This is a genomic window from Gordonia namibiensis NBRC 108229, assembly GCF_000298235.1.
GTDB classification, from domain to species: Bacteria; Actinomycetota; Actinomycetes; order Mycobacteriales; family Mycobacteriaceae; genus Gordonia; species Gordonia namibiensis.
This window is the reverse complement of the sequence record NZ_BAHE01000010.1, coordinates 262,832-281,612: the sequence shown is the minus strand read 5'-3', so window position 1 is coordinate 281,612 and position 18,781 is coordinate 262,832. Positions and strand designations below refer to the sequence as shown.

Below are 18,781 nucleotides of genomic sequence, written 5' to 3'. Positions count from 1 at the left end.
ACGCCGCTGCTCAGAACTCGTCGGGATCGAGTTTGCGGACCCGGCGGTGGGGCAGTGCGATGGCCAGGACCGCGGCGATGACCGCGGCGCTGATCCCTGCTCCGGCGATCGCCACGTTGCGTGCGGTGTGATCCGGCGGCGTCGGCGGTGCGGGTGCGGCGATCGGAGCCGATTGCGGCCGGGCCTTCTCGTCGGCGGGTAGTTCTGCGGTGAGCGCCGCGACGGGGTCGACGACGCCGTGACCGATCCGCTGGTCGTGGCCGGTCCCCGGGGAGTGGGCGGTCGCGATGATGCGATCCATCACCTCCCGGGCACTCAGATCGGGGAACCGGGCCCGGACCAGCGCCGCGGTGCCGGCGACGTAGGGTGCGGCGAAACTCGTGCCGATCAGCGGCAGCGGACCTTCCTCGCTGCGCTGCGCCGAAACCAGTCGGCTCGACCCCTTCTCGCTGTCCAGACTCACGATGTCGGTGCCCGGTGCGGCAACCCCGACCCAGGGGCCGTGCAGGCTGAAGTCGCTCGGTGCGCCGCTCGCGGCGTCGACCGAGCCGACGGTGAGGACATAGGGGGAGTACCACGCGGGACTCGCGATGGTCGTGACCGAACCCCAGTCTGCGGGATCGCCTGCCGCGGGCGCCGGGTTCTGGGATCGGCAGGCGCCGTCCCGGGTGACGTTGCCGGCCGCCGCCACCACGACGACGTCGCGCTCGTAGGCGTACCGGATCGCGGCCCCGAGAGCGCGGTCGTCGACCTTGGCGGCCGACGACGCGCACGCGACCTCGGAGATGCTGATGACCGTGGCGCGCAGGTCGACGGCGCGGACGATCGCGTGCGCGAGTGTGCGGACGGATCCGAATCCGGAGCCCACGGACGGCGCCGAATCGTCGCGACGGTTGTTCTTGGCCTTGAATGCGCTGCTGGACTGGCGGATGCCGATGATCGACGCCGCGGGTGCGACCCCGGCGAAGGCATCGGAACTGCTCGGGCGTGCGGCGATGATCCCGGCGACCAGCGTGCCGTGGGCGTCGCAGTCCTCGAGCCCGGTGCCGCCGGAGACGTAGTCGCCGCCCGCCGTGACGCGTCCCAGGCGTGGGTGCGGCGTGACGCCGGTGTCGATGACGGCCACCCGCTGCCCGGCGCCGCGGCTGAAGCGCCACGCCTCGTCGAGGTTCATCATCGATTGTGCGGCAGTGGGTTTCGCGGTGCTGCGGGTGAGGGTGGCGGTGTTGCAGAGATGGCTCTGCTCGGTCGGCTCCGGCGGTGCGACCGGCGCCGAACGGATAAGTGCCGAGGAGTCGACGCGCGGCGGTGTCACCGCGGCGGCGGGGGAGGAGGTCAACCCGAGCAGGGTCGCGGTCAGCGTCAGCGCGACGGGCATCGCGACCCGGGGTGTCGCCCGGGACATCAGATGTCCCGGACGATCCGGTACAGGTCGAGCAACCACAGCAGCAGCGGGACGATGAGCGCGACGAGGAAGTACTCGCCGATCTCCGCCCAGCGGCGCATCACCGGGGAGAAGTCCTGGTGCGGCGCAACGACTCCGAAGACGAGCGCGGCGACGAGGACGACACCACCGAGCGCGAAGGAGATGATCGGCCACCGGCCGTCCCCGAACGCCAGGCCCACCAGCAGCGTGAGCACCACGAGCGAACCGCCGATGATGAGGATCGCCGCCTGGAAGAGGTCGCTGTGGGAGCGGCCGCGCAGGCAGAGGACGACGCCGATGATCGCGGCGTAGGTGGCGTTCTTCCACTCGAAGCCGGCGAGGGGAGCGGCGGTGAGTACCGCCGAGATCGCCACCACGGCGGTGAGTCCGCCGACGATGCCCGTCAGGTACGCGTTGGCGATGTACGAGCGTCGTTCCAACGCATCGGCCTTCGGCAGTGCCGTCGCCCCGATCGCGCCGATGCCCTCGATCGACGGCTGCGGCTCGATGTCCTTGACGTCGATGGCCGCGCCGGCGGTGGGTACCGGCGGCAGCGGCAGTTTCGCGAGCAGGATCGTCAGCCGCGGGGAGAGTCCGATCAGCAGGAGTCCCACCGCCGCCACCACGGCCGCGACATGGGAGATGTCGGCGTCGAGGAGCAGACGCGCACCGCAACCGAGCGCGCCGACGAGGGCGGCGCTGGTCACCGCGCTGTGGGCGGTCGCACCGACCGCGGTCATCCGGTAGGTGATGACCGCGGTGACCAGGGTGAGGGCGAATCCGAGTGTCAGATGCGCCGCCCCGTAGGAACCGGGTGTGAGGAGCATGCCGGTCACGAACGCCAGCGGCGCCGCACAGACGGACAGGATCGTCGAGGTGAGTTGGTCGCGGTAGTAGCGCGCGACGATCGTCGCCGCGGTGACGAGTCCGATCACCGCGAGCCCGGACCCTCCCGCGAGCCACAGTGCGCCGCTGTCGATCCGGCTCGCGGCCAACCCCGCGCCGGCGGCAACCGCCGCGACGAGGGCCAGCGCGTAGCCCACGTATCGCGCCGAGGTCGCGGTCCAGCCCACGAACTGCGATTCGTTCAGCCGCGCAACGGCATCGACGACGTCGTCGAAGAGGACGGGTGACTCGCCGGTGCGGGTGGAGGTCAGGAGGAGGAGATCGCCGTCGCGGATGCCCGACTCCGACAGCGAACGGTGCAGGGGGAGCGGTTCCTGGCCGACCAGGGCCAGCGTCCAGCGGTTCTGCCGGTCGTGCGGACGGCCGCGGCCGCGGGAATCGGCGTCGGGATCGTCTGGGTCGTGTCGGTTGGGGTTGCGCGACTCGATCTGTGCGACGAGATCGCCGATGAGCCCGGCGATCGGGATGCCGGCGGGCAGGCCGACGTCGAGCTGGGTGTTGCCGCCCAGCACCGACACGCGTACGAGTTGTGGCTCGACCGAGATGTCCGAGCGCTGCCGGTCACCGCCGGTGCCGTCCGCGGTGGTCGTCGGGTGTCCCGGTGCGAATCCGTCCACAGGTGACATACAGGTCAATCCTCCCCCAGGGTTCAGCAGCTAACATAGCCAACTTCAGCGGGTTCGCCCGCGAGGGGATGCACAGCTCGAAGGTGTCAGGGGGGATCGAGTGGTCACGACCACCGAGGGGTTCGTGCGTCGTCCACGCATCACGCCGCCGCGCATGCCCGGGGGCGAGGTCAACATCCAGGCGCCGCCCGACGTGCCTCGCGTGGTGCCCGGCAATCTGCTCGTCAAGCTGCTGCCCGTGGTCATGATCGTCGCCGTCGTCGGCATGATCGCGCTGATGATGGTCACCGGCGGCCGCAACATCCTGACCAATCCGCTGTTCATGATGTTCCCGCTGATGATGCTCATGTCGATGTTCGGCATGTTCGCCGCCGGCGGACGCAGCGGCGGCAAGCGCGCCGCGGAACTCAACGAGGAGCGCAAGGACTACTTCCGTTACCTCGGTCAGCTGCGCGGCCAGGTCTTCGACACCGTCGAGAACCAGCGCGCCGCCCGCACCTGGAGCCATCCCGACCCGCACGCCCTGCTCGACGTCGTCGGCAGCCGGCGCATGTGGGAGCGGCGCCCCGCCGACAACGATTTCGCCCACGTGCGGGTGGGCGTCGGCGTCCAGCGCCTGGCCACCCGTCTGATGCCGCCGGAGACCGGACCCCTCGAGGACATCGAACCGGTGTCGATGGTCGCGCTGCGACGCTTCGTGCGCACTCATTCCGCGGTCTACAGTCTGCCTCGATCCATCTCGCTGCGCGGCTTCCCGGCGATCAACATCGAGGGCGCGCGGCAGGAGACCCGCGAACTCGTCCGTTCGATGATCCTCGAGCTGTGCGCCTTCCACGGTCCCGACCACCTCCACATCGGCATCGTCACCGGCGACCCGGCGGGTGAGGCCTGGGACTGGGCGAAATGGCTTCCGCACGCGGGACATCCGACGCTGCACGACGGGATCGGTCCGATGCGGATGATCTATCCGACGCTGGCCGATCTCGAGAACGCACTGGCCGCAGACCTTCTCGAGCGCGGCCGGTTCAGCCGGTCCGCCCCGCCCAGCGGGAACCGCGCCCACCTGGTCGTCATCATCGACGACGGCTACGTCGCCGGCGACGAACGCGTCCTCAGTTCGGCAGGCATGGAGGGGGTCACAGTTCTCGACCTGACCGCACCGCCGGACGGCCTCGCGGCCCGGCGCGGCCTGCAACTAGTGGTACGCGGCGGCAAGGTGTCGGCCCGGAGTGCCGCGGGCGTCGAGGAATTCGCCGACATGGACTCGCTGACCGTCGCCGAGGCCGAGGCGATCGCCCGCCGCATGGCCCGGTACCGCCTGGCGACCGCGGCGACCCTGGCGAATCTGGAGTCCGAGGCGACGTCGACCGACCCGGGTCTGCCCGCACTCCTCGGCATCGACGACGCCGCTCGGTTCGACCCGGCCACCGCCTGGCGCGGACGCACGGGACGCGAGCGGCTGCGGGTGCCGATCGGCTACACCCCGAGCGGCGCGCCCGTCGAACTCGACATCAAGGAGAGTGCGCACGGCGGCATGGGACCGCACGGTCTGTGTATCGGTGCGACCGGCTCGGGCAAGTCGGAGTTCCTGCGAACCCTCGTCCTCGCCATGCTGGCGACGCATTCGCCGACCGAGCTGAACCTGGTTCTCGTCGACTTCAAGGGTGGCGCAACGTTTCTCGGACTCGAGTCCGCGCCGCACGTCGCGGCCATCATCACCAACCTCGAGCAGGAACTGTCGATGGTCGACCGCATGAAAGATGCGCTGTCGGGTGAGATGAACCGCCGCCAGGAGGTCCTGCGGGCGGCGGGCAACTACGCCAACGTCGCCGACTACGAGCGTGCCCGCGCCTCGGGCGTGCGTCTCGAGCCGCTGCCCGCCCTGTTCATCGTGGTCGACGAGTTCTCCGAACTCCTGTCGCAGAAGCCGGATTTCGCCGAGCTGTTCGTGGCGATCGGCCGTCTGGGCCGTTCGTTGCACATCCACCTGCTGCTTGCCTCGCAGCGCCTCGAAGAGGGCAAGCTACGCGGCCTCGACTCCCACCTGTCGTATCGGATCGGTCTGAAGACCTTCTCCGCCAACGAGTCCCGGTCGGTGCTCGGTGTCCCCGACGCCTACCACCTGCCCAGCGTGCCCGGCTCGGCGTACCTGAAGTGCGACTCAGACGATCCAGTACGCTTCAACACCTCCTACGTCTCCGGTCCGTACTACTCGCCGACCGCGGCCGAGGACTCCGCGGATTCCGTCGCGCCGGGCTCCCCGCGGCTGGGGAACCTCAAGGTCTTCACCGCACTTCCGGTGCCGCTCGACGAGGGTTCGCCGCGGTCGCTGCTGGACCAGGCGGCGAGCCTGCTCGACGAGGAGCCCCCGGCACTCGACGCGGCTCCCGACGACCCGGTCGACTTCGAACCGACCTCGGTGTCGGTGCCGACGCTGATGCAGACCATCGTCGGCCGCATGGAGGGTGCCGGCCCGCCGGCGCACCGGGTGTGGCTGGACCCGCTCGACGAGTCGCCGACCGTGGAACACCTGGTCGGTGCGCGTGACTGGACCAAGCCGGCGGTACCCGGGAATCTCGCGCTGCCGATCGGTCTGGTCGACCGCCCCTACGACCAGCGACGCGACCCGCTGGTCGTCGACCTCTCCGGCGCGGCCGGCAGCGTGGCGGTGGTCGGCGGACCACAGTCGGGTAAGTCGACGACGCTGCGGACGATCATCATGACCGCGGCCGCCACCCACACCCCGGAACAGGTGCAGTTCTACTGCCTGGACTTCGGCGGCGGCAGTCTCGCCGGTCTCGCCGCGCTCCCGCACGTCGGTTCGGTGGCATCCCGCGGCGACATGGACGCCGTCCGTCGCACCGTGGCCGAGGTCGGGGCGATCATCCGGGCGCGCGAGCTGTTGTTCGCCCGTCTGGGCGTCGAGTCCATGCGCGACTACCGCGCCCGCCGCGCGGCCTGGTTCGCCACCGGGACCGTCGCCCCCGACGACCCGCTGGCCGGCGACCGCTTCGGCGACGTCTTCTTCGTGCTCGACGGGATCGGTGTGCTGCGTTCCGAACTGGAGTCGCTGGAGGAACAGATCACCACGATCGTCTCCCAGGGTCTGTCCTTCGGCGTCCACGTCATCGTCAGTGCGTCGCGATGGGCCGAGATCCGTCCGGCGGTGCGCGACCTCCTGGGCACACGCATCGAACTGCGCCTCGGCGATCCGACGGATTCGGAGATGGGCCGTCGCGCCGCCGCGGGTGTCCCGCAGAACCGTCCCGGCCGCGGTCTCACCGCGGAGGAACTGCACATGCTGATCGCGCTGCCGCGGCTCGACGCGGTCAGCAGCGCCGAGTCGCTGCCCGCCGGCGTCGCGGCGTCGGCGGAGAAACTGGCCGCCGCGTACCCGGGCCGGTCGGCGATGCCGGTGCGCAAGCTGAGCACCGAGATCGAGATGGCGGCGGTGCAGAACGGGCTCGCCGCGGCCGGGGTCTCGTTGTCGCTCAACCAGGTCGCGATCGGTGTCGGCGAACTCGAGCTGGCCCCGGTGGTCCTCGACTTCAACGCCCAGCCGCACTTCATGGTCTTCGCCGACGTCGAGCACGGGAAGACCAACGTGCTGCGTGCGATCGTCCGCGGACTCGTCGCCGGCGGGACCCCGGAGCAGGTGAAGATCGCCTTCATCGACTACCGCCGCACGATGCTCGGCATCGTCGACGGCGATCACCTCGCGGGTTACGCGAGTTCACACGACAACGCGATGACGCTGATGAACCAGCTGGCGGTCTACCTGAAGGGCTGCATGCCCCCCGACGACGTGACCGTCGCGCAGCTGCGGGAGCGTACGTGGCTGGAGGGCAAGCCGGAGGTCTACCTCGTCGTCGACGACTACGACATGGTGTCCACCTCGGCGGGCAACCCGCTGCTGCCGGTCATCGAGTTCGCGTCGCACGCGCGGGACATCGGGTTCCACATCATCCTGGCCCGCCGTTCCGGTGGCCTCGGCCGGGCGATGTTCGATCCGGTGATCGCACGATTGAAGGACCTGTCGTCGGACATGCTGCTGATGAGCGGCGACCGGGACGAGGGGTTCATCACCGGGCGCAGCCGCATGCAGCGGTTGGTCCCCGGACGCGGTGAGCTGGTCTCCCGCGTGCGTCCGCAGGAGATGATCCAGGTCGCGCTCGTGCCGGCCGAGGACTGACGACGATCTGCGATGGCTGAGGCACGTGCGGGCGTGAGCGGGATACGGCGGCGTCCCGCAATCGTCGACCTCGCGTACGGCCGACCCAGGATCTTCGAACCCGGTAGCGGCGCAAGGGATTCCGGGCTCGACCTGCGTCCGCTCCTCGATGCCGTGGACGAGATGACGGTGGTCGCCGACGGCCGGCGGCACCACCTGCGCCAGGCGTGGCAGATGGCCTTCGCCGACCTGGGGATCGCGGCCGAGGCCGAACACCCGCTCATCGTCGGGCATCCGAGCACCTGGGGACCGCGACGTGCGTCGTCGCTGGCCGACGTGGGTGGCCGTGCCCCGCTCACGCTCCTCCCGCGTGCGGTCCTCGTCGCGCGCAGCCACGCCGACATCACCGTGCAGCGCTGTGCCGTGGTCGAGACCACGCACATCCCGACCCCGCCCGCCGATCCCGCCCGTCCGCGACCGGCGGCGTGGGACGTGCAGATCGTGCGGCGGCACCCCGAGGGCTGGCTTCTCGAACGTTCCGGGCTGATCGAGCCGGGGGAGCAGGGGACCGAGGGCCTCACGATCATCGACGACGCGGTCGAGGCGGTCTTCGTCGACGGCGACGACCCCGCGGAGGTGGCGGCAGCGGTCGGCCTGGTCGCCGAGCACGCGATCGCCGGCCGTGTCGTACCGGTGGACCGCGACCTCGTCGTCCGCCTAGGCCGGCGGACCGGAGGTGTCGCCGACGACGCCGTGCCGGTGGTCGCCGACCCCGCGGAGCCGGCGACGGACGTGTCGATCCGGCGCAGCCGCCGGGTGCTGGCCGGTGCGGCGGCCGCGGCGGTGATCGTCGTCGCCGGCGCGTTCGCGGTCGGCTGGTGGCAGCGGGACGACCCGGCACCGGCGACCTCCGAGGCCACCGTCGGACGCGCCACGCTGTCGGTTCCCGGGGACTGGAGGCGCAGCGGACAGGACACTCCCGGTGACACCACCGACGACCCGACCACGCAGCGCGCGGTGTTCGTCTCCGAGACCGACGGCCGCCGGATCATCGCGGTGCTGACCGAACTGCGCGACGGCTCGACCCCGCAGTCGGTCGCCACCAGCCTCCGCAACCGGATCGAGCAGCGCGGCGACGACGTCGTCACGGAGTTCTCCGCCGATACCCGGTACGCCGGACGCGACGTCATCAGTTACCGGGAGGCGCCGGCCTCGGGCAGCTCCATCCGCTGGTATGTCATCGTCGACGACGGACTGCAGGTGTCCATCGGCTGTCAGGCGGGGTCGGCCGCCGAGTCGCTGGACGACGAGTGCGCGCGAGCCGTCGGCTCGGTACGGGTGGGGTGAGCCCCGTCGGGCGTTTTGACCCTGACCTGCACGGTCGCGTAACCTGGATCGCTGGTGCTCGACGCCTGTCGCACACGTGTGTGTACAGGCAGAAGAGGCCCGGGTCCCCACTGGTCGCCGGGAACAACCTCCGCCGCGCACCCGACCAGCACCCTAAAGACAAGAGTTGAGGACCAACTGTGCCTACCTACACCCCGAAGGCCGGTGACATCACGCGTACGTGGCACGTCATCGACGCCACCGACGTGGTGCTCGGCCGGCTGGCCGTGCAGACCGCGAACCTGCTCCGCGGCAAGCACAAGCCGACCTACGCCCCGCACATGGACGGTGGTGACTTCGTCATCATCATCAACGCGGAGAAGGTTGCGCTGACCAGCAACAAGGCCGAGCGCAAGCTGAACTACACCCACTCGGGGCATCCCGGTGGCCTGAAGTCCCGCACCACCGCCGAGCTGCTCGAGACCTTCCCCGAGCGCGTCATCGAGAAGGCCGTCAAGGGCATGCTGCCCTCGAACAAGCTCGGTCGTGCCATGGCCTCGAAGCTGAAGGTCTACGCAGGCCCGAATCATCCGCACGCGGCCCAGCGCCCCGTCCCCTTCGAGATCAAGCAGGTGGCCCAGTGACCAACGAGAACATCAACGAGGCCGTCGAGGCCGTCGAAGAAGCTGTCGAGGTCGTCGAGGCCGTGGAAGCCGTCGAGGCTGCTGCTGACGACTACGACGCCGCTCCGGCCGTCGAAGACGTCCGCGAGCCGATCGTGATCGACCGCCCGATCCAGACCGTCGGCCGCCGCAAGGAAGCCGTCGTCCGCGTTCGCCTGATGCCGGGCACCGGTGAGTTCAAGCTCAACGGCCGCTCCTTGGAGGAGTACTTCCCCAACAAGGTGCACCAGCAGCTGATCAAGGCTCCGCTGGTTCTCGTCGAGCGCACCGAGTCGTTCGACATCTTCGCCAAGCTCGTCGGTGGCGGCCCCTCGGGCCAGGCCGGCGCGCTGCGTCTCGCCATCGCCCGTGCCCTCATCGAGGTCACCCCGGAGGATCGTCCCGCCCTCAAGAAGGCCGGCTACCTCACCCGTGACCCGCGTGCGGTCGAGCGCAAGAAGTACGGCCTGAAGAAGGCCCGCAAGGCGTCGCAGTACTCCAAGCGCTGATCTTGGCACGCCTTTTCGGTACCGACGGCGTCCGAGGCCTGGCCAACGCCGAGCTCACTCCCGAGCTCGCGTTGCGCCTGGCCTCGGCCGCCGCGGTCGTTTTCGAAGAAATTTCCGACGATTCGACCCGCCGTCCGCGCGCGGTGGTCGGTCGTGATCCGCGTGCTTCCGGCGAGATGCTGGAAGCCGCCGTGTGCGCCGGACTCGCCGCGACCGGCGTCGACGCCATCCGCGTCGGCACCGTGCCCACCCCGGCGGTCGCGTTCCTGACCGCGGACTACCGCGCCGACTTCGGCGTGATGATCTCCGCGTCGCACAACCCCATGCCCGACAACGGCATCAAGTTCTTCTCCGCCGGCGGGCACAAGCTCGACGACGAGATCGAGGACCGCATCGAAGCGGCGATGGGCGAGGAGTTCATCCGGCCCATCGGTGCCGCGGTCGGTCGCGTCCTCGACGCACCGGACGCCGGGGACCGCTACCGCCGGCATCTGGCGCAGGCCATCGACGAGCGTCTCGACGGTCTGACGGTCGTCGTCGACTGCGCCCACGGCGCCGCGTCGCAGCTCGCGCCGCTGGCCTACGCCGACGCCGGTGCCAACGTCATCACGATCCACGCCGATCCCGACGGCCTGAACATCAACGCCGACTGCGGGTCGACCCACATGGACAAGCTGCAGGCGGCCGTCCTCGAGCACGGCGCCGATCTCGGACTCGCCCACGACGGCGACGCCGATCGTTGTCTGGCAGTGGATTCCACCGGCGAGATCGTCGACGGCGACGCCATCATGGCGATCCTGGCGATGTCGCTCGCCGACAAGGGCCGTCTGCACGAGAACGTCCTCGTCGCCACCGTCATGAGCAACCTCGGTCTGCACATCGCGATGCGCGAGGCGGGGATCACGGTGCGCACCACCGCCGTCGGCGACCGCTATGTGGTCGAGGAGCTGCGTCGCGGTGGGTACTCCCTCGGCGGCGAACAGTCCGGCCACATCGTGGTCCCGGGTTCGGGAACCACCGGTGACGGCATCCTCACCGGCCTGATGATCATGGCCCGCATGGCGGCCACCTCGGCGCGGCTGGCCGACCTGGCCGGCATCGTGACGGTGCTGCCGCAGGAACTCATCAACGTCCGCGTCGCCGACAAGCATGCGGTCGCGGAGTCGCCGGCGGTCAAGCAGGCCGTGGCCGACGCCGAGGCCGAACTGGGTGACTCCGGTCGAGTTCTGTTGCGTCCCTCCGGAACCGAGCAACTCGTCCGGGTCATGGTGGAGGCCGGCACGGCGGAACAGGCGGGCTCGGTCGCCCGCGGTCTCGCCGACGTCGTCGCGGCCGCCGGCGCATGACCGCGAACACGGCGAACGCAGTGCGGGCGGTCCTCTTCGACTTCTCCGGCACGCTGTTCCGCTTCGAGGCGCGCGATGACTGGTTCGTCGATCTCCTCGACGACGCGGGCGAGTCGTTCACCCCGGCACGTCAGGCGGACATCATCCGCCGCATGGTCGCGCCGGTCGGCCTGCCCGACGGGATCGAGGGTGACGACCGGACTGCTTGGGAGCGACGGGATCTCGACCCGGAACTGCACCGTGTCGGGTATCTCGCGCTGCTGCGTACGGTCGGCTTGAGCCATCCGGGTCACGCCAACGCTCTCTACGACCGGGTCCTCGACCCGGAGTCGTGGGTGCCGTTCGCCGACACCGTCGAGGTGCTGACGCGTCTGGCTGACGCCGGGGTGCCGATCGGCATCGTCAGCAACATCGCCTTCGACCTGCGCAAAGTCCTCGCCCTGCACAGTGTCGACCATCTCGTCGACGCGTATGCGCTGTCCTATGAGGTCGGCGCGATCAAACCCGACCCGCGGATCTTCCGCGCGGCCCTCGACCCGATCGGTGTGCCCGCCGGCGATGTGCTCATGGTCGGGGACAGCGAGAAGGCCGACGGCGGTGCACGAGCGCTCGGATGTTCCTTTGCGCTGGTGCACGATGTGCCGCCGGCCGATCGCCCGACCGCGCTGCTCGATGCCGTGACGGCTCACGGCATCGAACTGCGCGCCTGAGCTCCTCTCAGAAGTTGCCCTTGGCGGCCCAGCCGCCGTCGACCGGGTAGATCTCGCCGGTCAGGAAGTCGCCCTCGCGCATCAGGTAGGCGACCATCGACGCGATCTCCGACGGGCGGCCGAGCCGACGCACGATGTGGGCGTTGGCATTCGCCTGCCGCATCTCCTCGGTGATGTCGGCCAGGATCGGGGTGTCGATGGTGCCCGGCGCGATGGCGTTGATGAGGATGTTCTGCGGTCCGTACTCGTAGGCCGCCTGCTTGGTCAGACCCACGACGCCGCCCTTGGCCGCCGAGTACGACGCCAGGTTCGGCAGACCCCGCAGCGCGGCCATCGACGAGATGTTCACGATGCGGCCGCCGCCGTTGTCGATCATGCCCGGGATGACCGCCCGCATACCGAGCCACACACCCTTGAGGTCGGTGCCGACGACGAGGTCCCACGCTTCCTCGGTGAGACCGACGACGGAGTCCTCGCTGATCATGTTGACCACACCGGCCACGTTGGCCAGGCAGTCGACCGAGCCGCGGGAGGCGGTGATCTGCTCCACCGCCGCCGACCAGTCGTCGGCGACGCGGACGTCGAGACGGACCGCCTCCGCGGAGCCGCCCGCCTCGGCGATCTCCTTGAGAGTGACCTCGCAGTCCTGGATGTCGGCGGCGACCACATGAGCGCCGTCGGCGGCGAGACGGATCGCCGTGGCCTGACCGATGCCTTGTGCCGCGCCGGTGACGATCGCTGTTTTTCCGTTGAGAGACATACGTGTTCGCTTTCTGGTCGGGTCAGTGCGGGGGTGGGATCAGGGTTGTTCGGCGAGAAGCTCGGCGAAGCGGCGCCGGGCGGCCTCGCGGCGGGTGGGGATGTGCTCGGTCGGACGGTCGTCGGCCGGTCGGGTGTAACCCTTCAGGTACTGGCGGGCGACGCTGTCGCGGTGCACCTCGTCGGGGCCGTCGTAGAGGCGGGCGGCGCGCGCGGCCCGGTACATGGACTCCAGCGGCAGGTCCGCGCTGTAACCGAGCGAGCCGTGCACCTGGAGTGCGCGGTCGATGACGTCGTGCAGGATCTTCGCGCCGAAGAACTTGATGAGCGCGATGTCCTTGCGGGCGGCGGCCGTGCCCTCCTCGTCGATGCGCCACGCCGCGTGCAGCGTCATGAGGCGCAGTGCCTGGATCTCGGCGGCGGAGTCGGCGATGAAGTTGCGGACCGTCTGCTTGTCGGCGAGGACCGATCCGTGGGCGTACCGGTAGGTGGCGCGTTCACACATCATGTCGAAGGCGCGGCTCGCCTGGCCGATCCAGCGCATGCAGTGATGGATCCGGCCGGGGCCCAGGCGCTTCTGGGCGATGAGGAAGCCGTCGCCGCGGTTGCCGAGCAGGGCCGAGTCGTCGACGCGGACGTCGCGCAGCACGACCTCGCAATGCGAGCCGTAGGTGTACGGCCGCGGCCGGGGGTTCTCCACCGAACCGATGTCGCGGACCACGTCGAGACCCGGGGCGTCGATGGGGATGATGAACTGCGAGGTCCGACGGTGGCGTTCGGCATCGGGATCGGTGACGGCCACGACGATCATGAAGTCGGCGGTGGCGGCGTTGCTGATGAACCACTTGTGCCCGTTGAGAACCCACTGGTCCCCGTCCCGGACCGCTGTGGTCGTGAGGTTGGTCGGATCGGCGCCGGCGTTGTCGGGTTCGGTCAGCGCGAACGACGAGTAGTACTCACCGGCGAGCAGCGGCTCGAGCCACCGCTTCTTCTGCTCCTCGGTCCCGACCGCGGCGAGGATCTCACAGTTCCCGGAATCCGGTGCCTGGCAGCCGAACACGAGCGGACCGAACGGGGTGGAACCCAGGATCTCCTGCATCAGGCCGAGCTTGACCTGGCCATATCCCTGTCCGCCGAGTTCGGGGTCGAGGTGCGCGGCCCACAGGTCGTTGGCCTTGACCTCTTCCTGCAGCGGGGCGATCGCCTTGCGCAACTGATCCCAGTCGAGGTCGAGGGTCTCGAGCGGGAAGACCTCGGTGCGGACGAAATCCCGCATCCAGTCGAGCTTCTTCTGGAAGTCGGGTTCCGTGGAGAAATCCCAGGCCATGGTGGTGTGCTCCGTTTCTGTGGGGTCGGACGAGGTGGGGATCGCGGTTCGATCCGGGGGAGAGGCTGTGTCAGGCGCCGGCGATGATCTCGCGGGCGCGGACGAAGAGGCCGTCGGCGTAGCGGTGCAGTCGCTCGCCGACCTTGCGGGGCGCCTTGCCGTCGCAGGAGCGGGCGTAGGTGCCCTCGAGGATGATGCCGAGCTTGAAGCTCGCGAGAACGGTGTACCAGTCCAGGGCCTCGAGGTTCCTCTCGGACCGCTCGGCGTAGCGGGCGATGATCGCGGATCGGTTCGGCAGGTCGCCGGCCTGGCCGAGCGCGCTCTCGTAGAGGTCCGGTTGCCGCGGGTCGTCGGGCCAGATGGCCAGCAGCACACCGAGATCGAGCAGCGGGTCGCCGACCGTCGCCATCTCCCAGTCGACGATGGCCGCGACCTCGGGGGTGCGGTGATCGTAGAGGACGTTGGCCACGTGGTAGTCGCCGTGCAGCAGCCCGGGCCGGAACTCGGCGGGGCGATTGTCGTCGAGCCAGCCGGCGATCCGGTCGAGATCGGGGAACGTCCCGCCCGGGTATCCCGGTGTGCGCGCGTAACGTTCGTGTTCGGCGAGCCACCGCGGAACCTGTCGTTCGAGGAAGCCGTCCGGTTTGCCGAAGTCGTCGAGACCGATCGCGGAGTGGTCGACGGCCGCCAGACCCGCGAGCGCGTCGACGAGTGCGTAACCCATCGCCTCCCGTCCCTCGGGGGTCGCGGCGTACGCGGCCGGCAGGCTGTCGGCCGCGTTGAACCCCTCGACGGGCTCCATCAGGAAGAAAGTGGCCCCGAGGACGTCGGTGTCGGTGGTGCCGGCGACGAACCGGGGATGTGCGACATCGGTGGAGCTCAGGGCCGACAGCAGCGTCATCTCGCGGGCGATCGCCGCGTTCGACTGCGGGCGCAGGTGCCGGGGACCGCGGCGGAGCACGTAGTCCCGTCCGCCGCGGCTGACGATCACCATGATGTTCTGGGTTCCGCCGTGCAGCGGCCGGAGGTCGATGTCCCCGCCGGGCAGGCCCGTCTCGTCCATCCACGCCGCGAGGGCGGCGGTGTCCACCGGGATCTCGTCGGCGTCGACCCGGATCTGATCGGGGGCGGGACGGTCGGGGATCGTGCTGCGGGCCATGGAATGAACCTATGGCGTGTCCGGCCCGGGGAGAACCATCGTCGTGCGGGCCGGTTGGAGGAATCTCCAATGGGCGTCCTCGCAGGTCACTGACCTGCGAGGTCGAGGACCTGAAAGGCCATCTTCGCCGACAGCAGGCAGTCCAGCGACGTCGGATCGCGTCGTGCGATCTCCTTGATCCGGCCGAGGCGGTACCGGATGGTGTTCTCGTGGACGTCCAGTGTCGTCGCGGTGGCCTGGACCTTACCGTCGGCGGCCACGAAGGCCCGCCAGGTGGCGAGGAGCGTGCCGTCGTCGTGCTGTCGGACGGGTGCGACAAAGGAGTGCGCGAAGTGCAGGGCCTCCTTGACGTGACCGCTGGACACGATCACCCGGAACAGGCCGAGTTCGTCGAGGGTCATCACCCGCTCGTCCCACCCGAACGACTTTGCCACCGAACCCATCTCGCGTAGGTCGCGATGGGCGTGCGGATAGTCGACGGGGGTGCGGCAGATGCCGGAGATGAGGGTGGCGCCGAGTGAGAGATCGCCGGAGAGTCGATCGCGGATCGTCGACACGTGGTCGCGGACCCTCCCGACCTCGTCGAGGTCGTCGGACTCCAGGCGGACCATGACGATGACCGCGCCCGGCAGTCGGACAGCCGGCGGCGGGGAGATGGCCATGACCGAGGCGAAGGTGCGGGTGACCAGCGACTGGATCGCCGACGCCGTCAGCCGGTCGGTTGCATCGTCGACGGTGAACCGAACCAGCACATGGGGATTGGTGAGGTCGATGCCGAACTGCGGGCCGCGTCGGACCAGGTGTTCCTTGTCGCGGCTGTTGCGCAGCAGGTCCGACAGGTAGTCATCGCGCGCCTGCCCCTCGGTCTCGATCTGCCGGCGCTCGGAGAGCATCTGCAGGGCCAGGACGGTGGCGCCGCGTTCGGCGATGTTCGCGTCGAGGGCCTCGAGGCTGCGGCCCACCTCGACGATGCCGAGGAAACCGGTCTGTCTCCCCTCGATCACCAAGCGGCACATCAGGTGTCGGCGGCCGAGGCCGACCGCCAGCTGCGCCGGGACGATGGCCGACGGCGTGCTTACAGACAGTTCGGCGAGAGCCTGCCGCACCGAGGCGGTGGCCCGCACCTTCTCGCTCATCACCGGGGGAGCGGTCAGCTTCAGCGCCTCCGGCGCGGCCCAGGCGAGTACATCGAAGGAGTTGTTGTAGAGAACCACAGGCTTGGCCGACAGCTCCGACAGGAGTTCGACGACGCGGTGGATGTTGGCGCCCTCGAGCACCGCGCTGGTCAGGCGGTGGTGGACGTCGGCGAGGTAGGCCAGGGTGGCGTTGTTCCGCGCGATCTCGGCGGCCTGACCGCGCAGGCGGGTGTTGAGCATCGCCTGGCTGATGAACAGGGCGGACAGGCGCGCGAACAGTTCGGCGACCTCGATGTCCTCGGGGGTGAACTCGTGTTCGCGGCCGCGGCTGTCGACGAAGATCAGGCCGATCACCGCGTCGTCGAAGGTGAGCGGGACGCCGAGCATCGCGCGGACGTCCCAGTGGGTCATCGTCCGGCGGTGGGGGCGCGGGTCGTTGAGGGCGTCGGCGATGACGACGGGCGCGCGGGTGTTGATGACCTCCTGGCTGAACAGGTCGCCGTCGAAGCCGGAGACCTGCCGCTTCACGGCCTCGGTGATGTCGCCGGCGTCCTCGCAGAAGCCCGCGGCACCGCGATAGCTGCCGTTGGCGTGCCGCAGGTAGACCGAGCAACGGGTGACGCCGAGGAGTGCGCAGAGCTTCTGGCCGACCAGGCTGAGGAGGTCCTCGAGCTTGGTGTCGGTGATGGCCTCGGTGGTGATCTCGGCGAAGGCCGCGATGACGTCGCGTTCGCGGCCGGTGGCACGTGCCGACCCGCCCTCGGAATCGATACCGGGATCGACTCCGCGCTCCGCGATGGACGTCATCCGCACGGCCTCCTCACCGACACCTCATGATGAACCTCACAGTAGCAACGTCGTGTGAGTCGGTTCATGCACCCGTGGTCCCGGTCATGGCCTCCCCGAGACGGACCTCGCCGACGCCGACCTCCCCGATCGCGGGGTCACCGGACAGCACATGGCCCATCCGCTCCTTCTTGGTGCGGAGGTACCGGACGTTGTGCGGGGTGGAGACGGTCGGCAGGCCGACGCGCCCGACGATGTCGAGGTCGTGGCCGCCGAGTCCGCCGTACTTCGCGGGGTTGTTGGTGATCAGGCGGACGCGGCGGATGCCCAGGTCTTTCAGGATCGCGGCGCCGGTGCCGTAGGTGCGCGAATCCACCGGCAGTCCGAGTGCGGTGTTGGCGTCGACGGTGTCGAGGCCCTGCTCCTGCAGTGCATACGCACGGATCTTGTGGCCGAGTCCGATACCGCGGCCCTCGTGTCCGCGCAGGTAGATGACCGCTCCGCAGCCCTCCGCAGCGATGGCCGACAGCGCCTGCTCGAGCTGCGCGCCGCAGTCGCAACGCAGTGAGCCGACGATGTCGCCGGTCAGGCATTCGCTGTGCACGCGCACCAGCGCGCCCTCGGCGGTGGCGCCCGCGGCGGCCACGTCGCCCATGACGAGGGCGAGGTGTTCGGTGTCGTCGATGTCCGAGCGGTAGGCGACCGCGCGGAAGTCGCCGAACAGGGTCGGCATCGCCGCGGTGGCCATCTGGTGGACGAACGAACCGGCGGCGGTCCGGTGGGCCACCAGGTCGGCGATGCGCAGCACCGGCAGTCCGTGGTGTTCGGCGAACTCGAGGAGGTCGTCGCCGCGCCGCATCGTCCCGTCGTCGGCGATGATCTCGCCGATGACCCCGACCTCGCCGGCCCCGGCCAAGGTGACCAGGTCGACGGCGGCCTCGGTGTGCCCGGCGCGGGTGAGGACCCCGCCGTCGCGGGCCTGCAGGGGGAACACGTGTCCGGGGCGGCGCAGTTCGCCGGCCGTGGTGCCGTCGGAGGCGAGCGCCCGGACGGTCAGGGCGCGGTCGTGTGCCGAGACCCCGGTGCCGGCGTCCTTGTGGTCCACGGTGACGGTGAAGGCGGTACCGTGCGCGTCCCGGTTGTCCTCGACCATCTGCGGCAGTTCGAGCCGGCGGGCACGGTCGGCGCTCATCGGGGCACAGATGATGCCGGTGGTGTGACGGATCAGGAACGCCATCTGCTCGTCGGTGATCGACGACGCCGAGCAGATGAGGTCGCCCTCGTTCTCCCGGTCGTCGTCGTCGACCACGACGACGAAACCGCCTGCCGCCACGGCCGCGACCGCGCGGGCGACGGCCTGGGTCGACGCCTCGGTCGCGATGGGGGTCGGGGCGTCGGGGTCCTGGGGACGGGTGGTCGTGTTCATCGGGCGACCTCGAATGCTCGGTGGGTGCCGAACACCCGGTCGTGGTAGGTGAGGGGGGCGGTGGAGGTGACGCCGGTCTCGACGATGTTGCCCAGTGCGACAACATGATCGCCGCCGTCGACCAGAGATTCGGTGGTGCAGCCCAGCCAGCCGGCGGCGCCGTCGAGGCGGGGGAGGTCCGCGGAATCAGACCAGTCGACCCCGTCGAACTTGTCGGCGCCCTTGCGGGCGAACCGCATCGCGATGTCGGCCTGGTCGTGGGCGAGCACGTTGACGCCGAATCGTCCGGTGCGGCGGATGATCGCGAGGAGGTCGGAGCCGCGGTCGAGGGAGACGAGGATCATCGGCGGTCCCATCGACAGCGACGTGAACGCGCTGACCGTGGTGCCGTGCGGCCGCCGGTCGTCGAAGGCCGTGATGACCGCGACGGGCGTGCAGACCTTGGCCATGACCTCGCGGAACCCGAGGGCCACCTGGTCGAGAACGGTTTCGTTCACCGATCCTCC

General features: G+C 69.8%; 14 protein-coding genes. 6 read left to right on the top strand and 8 right to left on the bottom strand.

Going from position 1 to position 18,781, the window contains the following annotated elements; genetic code table 11:
• Positions 1-10: 10 nt before the first annotated feature.
• Positions 11-1,405, bottom strand: a complete 1,395-nt coding sequence (mycP, locus tag GONAM_RS06780; RefSeq protein ID WP_006866026.1) for a type VII secretion-associated serine protease mycosin — start codon at positions 1,403-1,405, stop codon at positions 11-13.
• Positions 1,405-2,958 carry a type VII secretion integral membrane protein EccD gene (eccD, locus tag GONAM_RS06775; protein ID WP_006866025.1) on the bottom strand — a complete coding sequence of 518 codons (1,554 nt, stop codon included), beginning with the start codon at positions 2,956-2,958 and terminating at the stop codon, positions 1,405-1,407. Before eccD ends, mycP begins: the two co-directional genes overlap by 1 nt.
• 100 nt (positions 2,959-3,058) lie before the next feature.
• On the opposite strand from eccD, the gene GONAM_RS06770 reads away from it, so the two are divergent.
• The 6 genes from GONAM_RS06770 to GONAM_RS06745 all read left to right on the top strand — a co-directional run bounded on the left by GONAM_RS06770 (position 3,059) and on the right by GONAM_RS06745 (position 11,682).
• Positions 3,059-7,150 carry a type VII secretion protein EccC gene (locus tag GONAM_RS06770; RefSeq protein ID WP_006866024.1) on the top strand — a complete coding sequence of 1,364 codons (4,092 nt, stop codon included), beginning with the start codon at positions 3,059-3,061 and terminating at the stop codon, positions 7,148-7,150.
• A gap of 12 nt (positions 7,151-7,162) precedes the next feature.
• On the top strand, positions 7,163-8,476 hold the full coding sequence (locus GONAM_RS06765; RefSeq protein ID WP_006866023.1) for a type VII secretion-associated protein: 1,314 nt from the start codon (positions 7,163-7,165) through the stop codon (positions 8,474-8,476).
• 179 nt (positions 8,477-8,655) lie between these two features.
• Positions 8,656-9,099 carry a 50S ribosomal protein L13 gene (gene rplM / locus GONAM_RS06760; protein WP_005195808.1) on the top strand — a complete coding sequence of 148 codons (444 nt, stop codon included), beginning with the start codon at positions 8,656-8,658 and terminating at the stop codon, positions 9,097-9,099.
• Positions 9,096-9,626 (top strand): 30S ribosomal protein S9, encoded by a 531-nt coding sequence (gene rpsI / locus GONAM_RS06755; protein ID WP_006866022.1) that lies wholly within the window; start codon positions 9,096-9,098, stop codon positions 9,624-9,626. Before rplM ends, rpsI begins: the two co-directional genes overlap by 4 nt.
• 2 nt (positions 9,627-9,628) lie before the next feature.
• A complete protein-coding gene (gene glmM / locus GONAM_RS06750) occupies positions 9,629-10,972 on the top strand; it encodes a phosphoglucosamine mutase (RefSeq protein ID WP_006866021.1) in 1,344 nt (447 codons plus the stop codon).
• On the top strand, positions 10,969-11,682 hold the full coding sequence (locus GONAM_RS06745; protein WP_006866020.1) for an HAD family hydrolase: 714 nt from the start codon (positions 10,969-10,971) through the stop codon (positions 11,680-11,682). The genes glmM and GONAM_RS06745 overlap by 4 nt, the downstream gene beginning before the upstream one ends.
• A 7-nt stretch (positions 11,683-11,689) precedes the next feature.
• Here the strand turns inward: GONAM_RS06745 and GONAM_RS06740 are convergent, their stop codons facing one another.
• From GONAM_RS06740 to GONAM_RS06715, 6 genes are all read right to left on the bottom strand, one after another.
• The gene (locus tag GONAM_RS06740) at positions 11,690-12,442 is read right to left on the bottom strand and encodes an SDR family NAD(P)-dependent oxidoreductase (RefSeq protein WP_006866019.1); all 753 of its coding nucleotides are present in this window, start codon (positions 12,440-12,442) and stop codon (positions 11,690-11,692) included.
• A 39-nt stretch (positions 12,443-12,481) separates the two neighbouring features.
• Entirely contained in the window at positions 12,482-13,768 is a 1,287-nt protein-coding gene (locus GONAM_RS06735) for an acyl-CoA dehydrogenase family protein (protein WP_006866018.1), read from the bottom strand.
• A 70-nt stretch (positions 13,769-13,838) separates the two neighbouring features.
• Positions 13,839-14,927 (bottom strand): phosphotransferase family protein, encoded by a 1,089-nt coding sequence (locus tag GONAM_RS06730; protein ID WP_006866017.1) that lies wholly within the window; start codon positions 14,925-14,927, stop codon positions 13,839-13,841.
• An 86-nt stretch (positions 14,928-15,013) separates the two neighbouring features.
• Positions 15,014-16,870: a GAF domain-containing protein gene (locus GONAM_RS06725; protein ID WP_006866016.1), complete on the bottom strand. Its 1,857-nt coding sequence runs from the start codon at positions 16,868-16,870 to the stop codon at positions 15,014-15,016.
• A gap of 64 nt (positions 16,871-16,934) precedes the next feature.
• On the bottom strand, positions 16,935-18,275 hold the full coding sequence (locus GONAM_RS06720; protein ID WP_006866015.1) for a bifunctional 3,4-dihydroxy-2-butanone-4-phosphate synthase/GTP cyclohydrolase II: 1,341 nt from the start codon (positions 18,273-18,275) through the stop codon (positions 16,935-16,937).
• Positions 18,272-18,772, bottom strand: coding sequence for a flavin reductase family protein (locus tag GONAM_RS06715; protein WP_006866014.1), 501 nt, complete (start codon positions 18,770-18,772; stop codon positions 18,272-18,274). The genes GONAM_RS06720 and GONAM_RS06715 overlap by 4 nt, the downstream gene beginning before the upstream one ends.
• Positions 18,773-18,781: the final 9 nt, after the last annotated feature.

What these genes read in the sequence shown, in the direction of transcription:
- mycP (WP_006866026.1), bottom strand. Translation starts at nt 1,405, where the DNA reads ATGTCCCGGGCGACACCCCGGGTCGCGATGCCCGTCGCGCTGACGCTG.
- eccD (WP_006866025.1), bottom strand. Translation starts at nt 2,958, where the DNA reads ATGTCACCTGTGGACGGATTCGCACCGGGACACCCGACGACCACCGCG.
- GONAM_RS06765 (WP_006866023.1), top strand. Translation starts at nt 7,163, where the DNA reads ATGGCTGAGGCACGTGCGGGCGTGAGCGGGATACGGCGGCGTCCCGCA.
- GONAM_RS06745 (WP_006866020.1), top strand. Translation starts at nt 10,969, where the DNA reads ATGACCGCGAACACGGCGAACGCAGTGCGGGCGGTCCTCTTCGACTTC.
- GONAM_RS06740 (WP_006866019.1), bottom strand. Translation starts at nt 12,442, where the DNA reads ATGTCTCTCAACGGAAAAACAGCGATCGTCACCGGCGCGGCACAAGGC.
- GONAM_RS06735 (WP_006866018.1), bottom strand. Translation starts at nt 13,768, where the DNA reads ATGGCCTGGGATTTCTCCACGGAACCCGACTTCCAGAAGAAGCTCGAC.
- GONAM_RS06730 (WP_006866017.1), bottom strand. Translation starts at nt 14,927, where the DNA reads ATGGCCCGCAGCACGATCCCCGACCGTCCCGCCCCCGATCAGATCCGG.
- GONAM_RS06725 (WP_006866016.1), bottom strand. Translation starts at nt 16,870, where the DNA reads ATGACGTCCATCGCGGAGCGCGGAGTCGATCCCGGTATCGATTCCGAG.
- GONAM_RS06720 (WP_006866015.1), bottom strand. Translation starts at nt 18,275, where the DNA reads ATGAACACGACCACCCGTCCCCAGGACCCCGACGCCCCGACCCCCATC.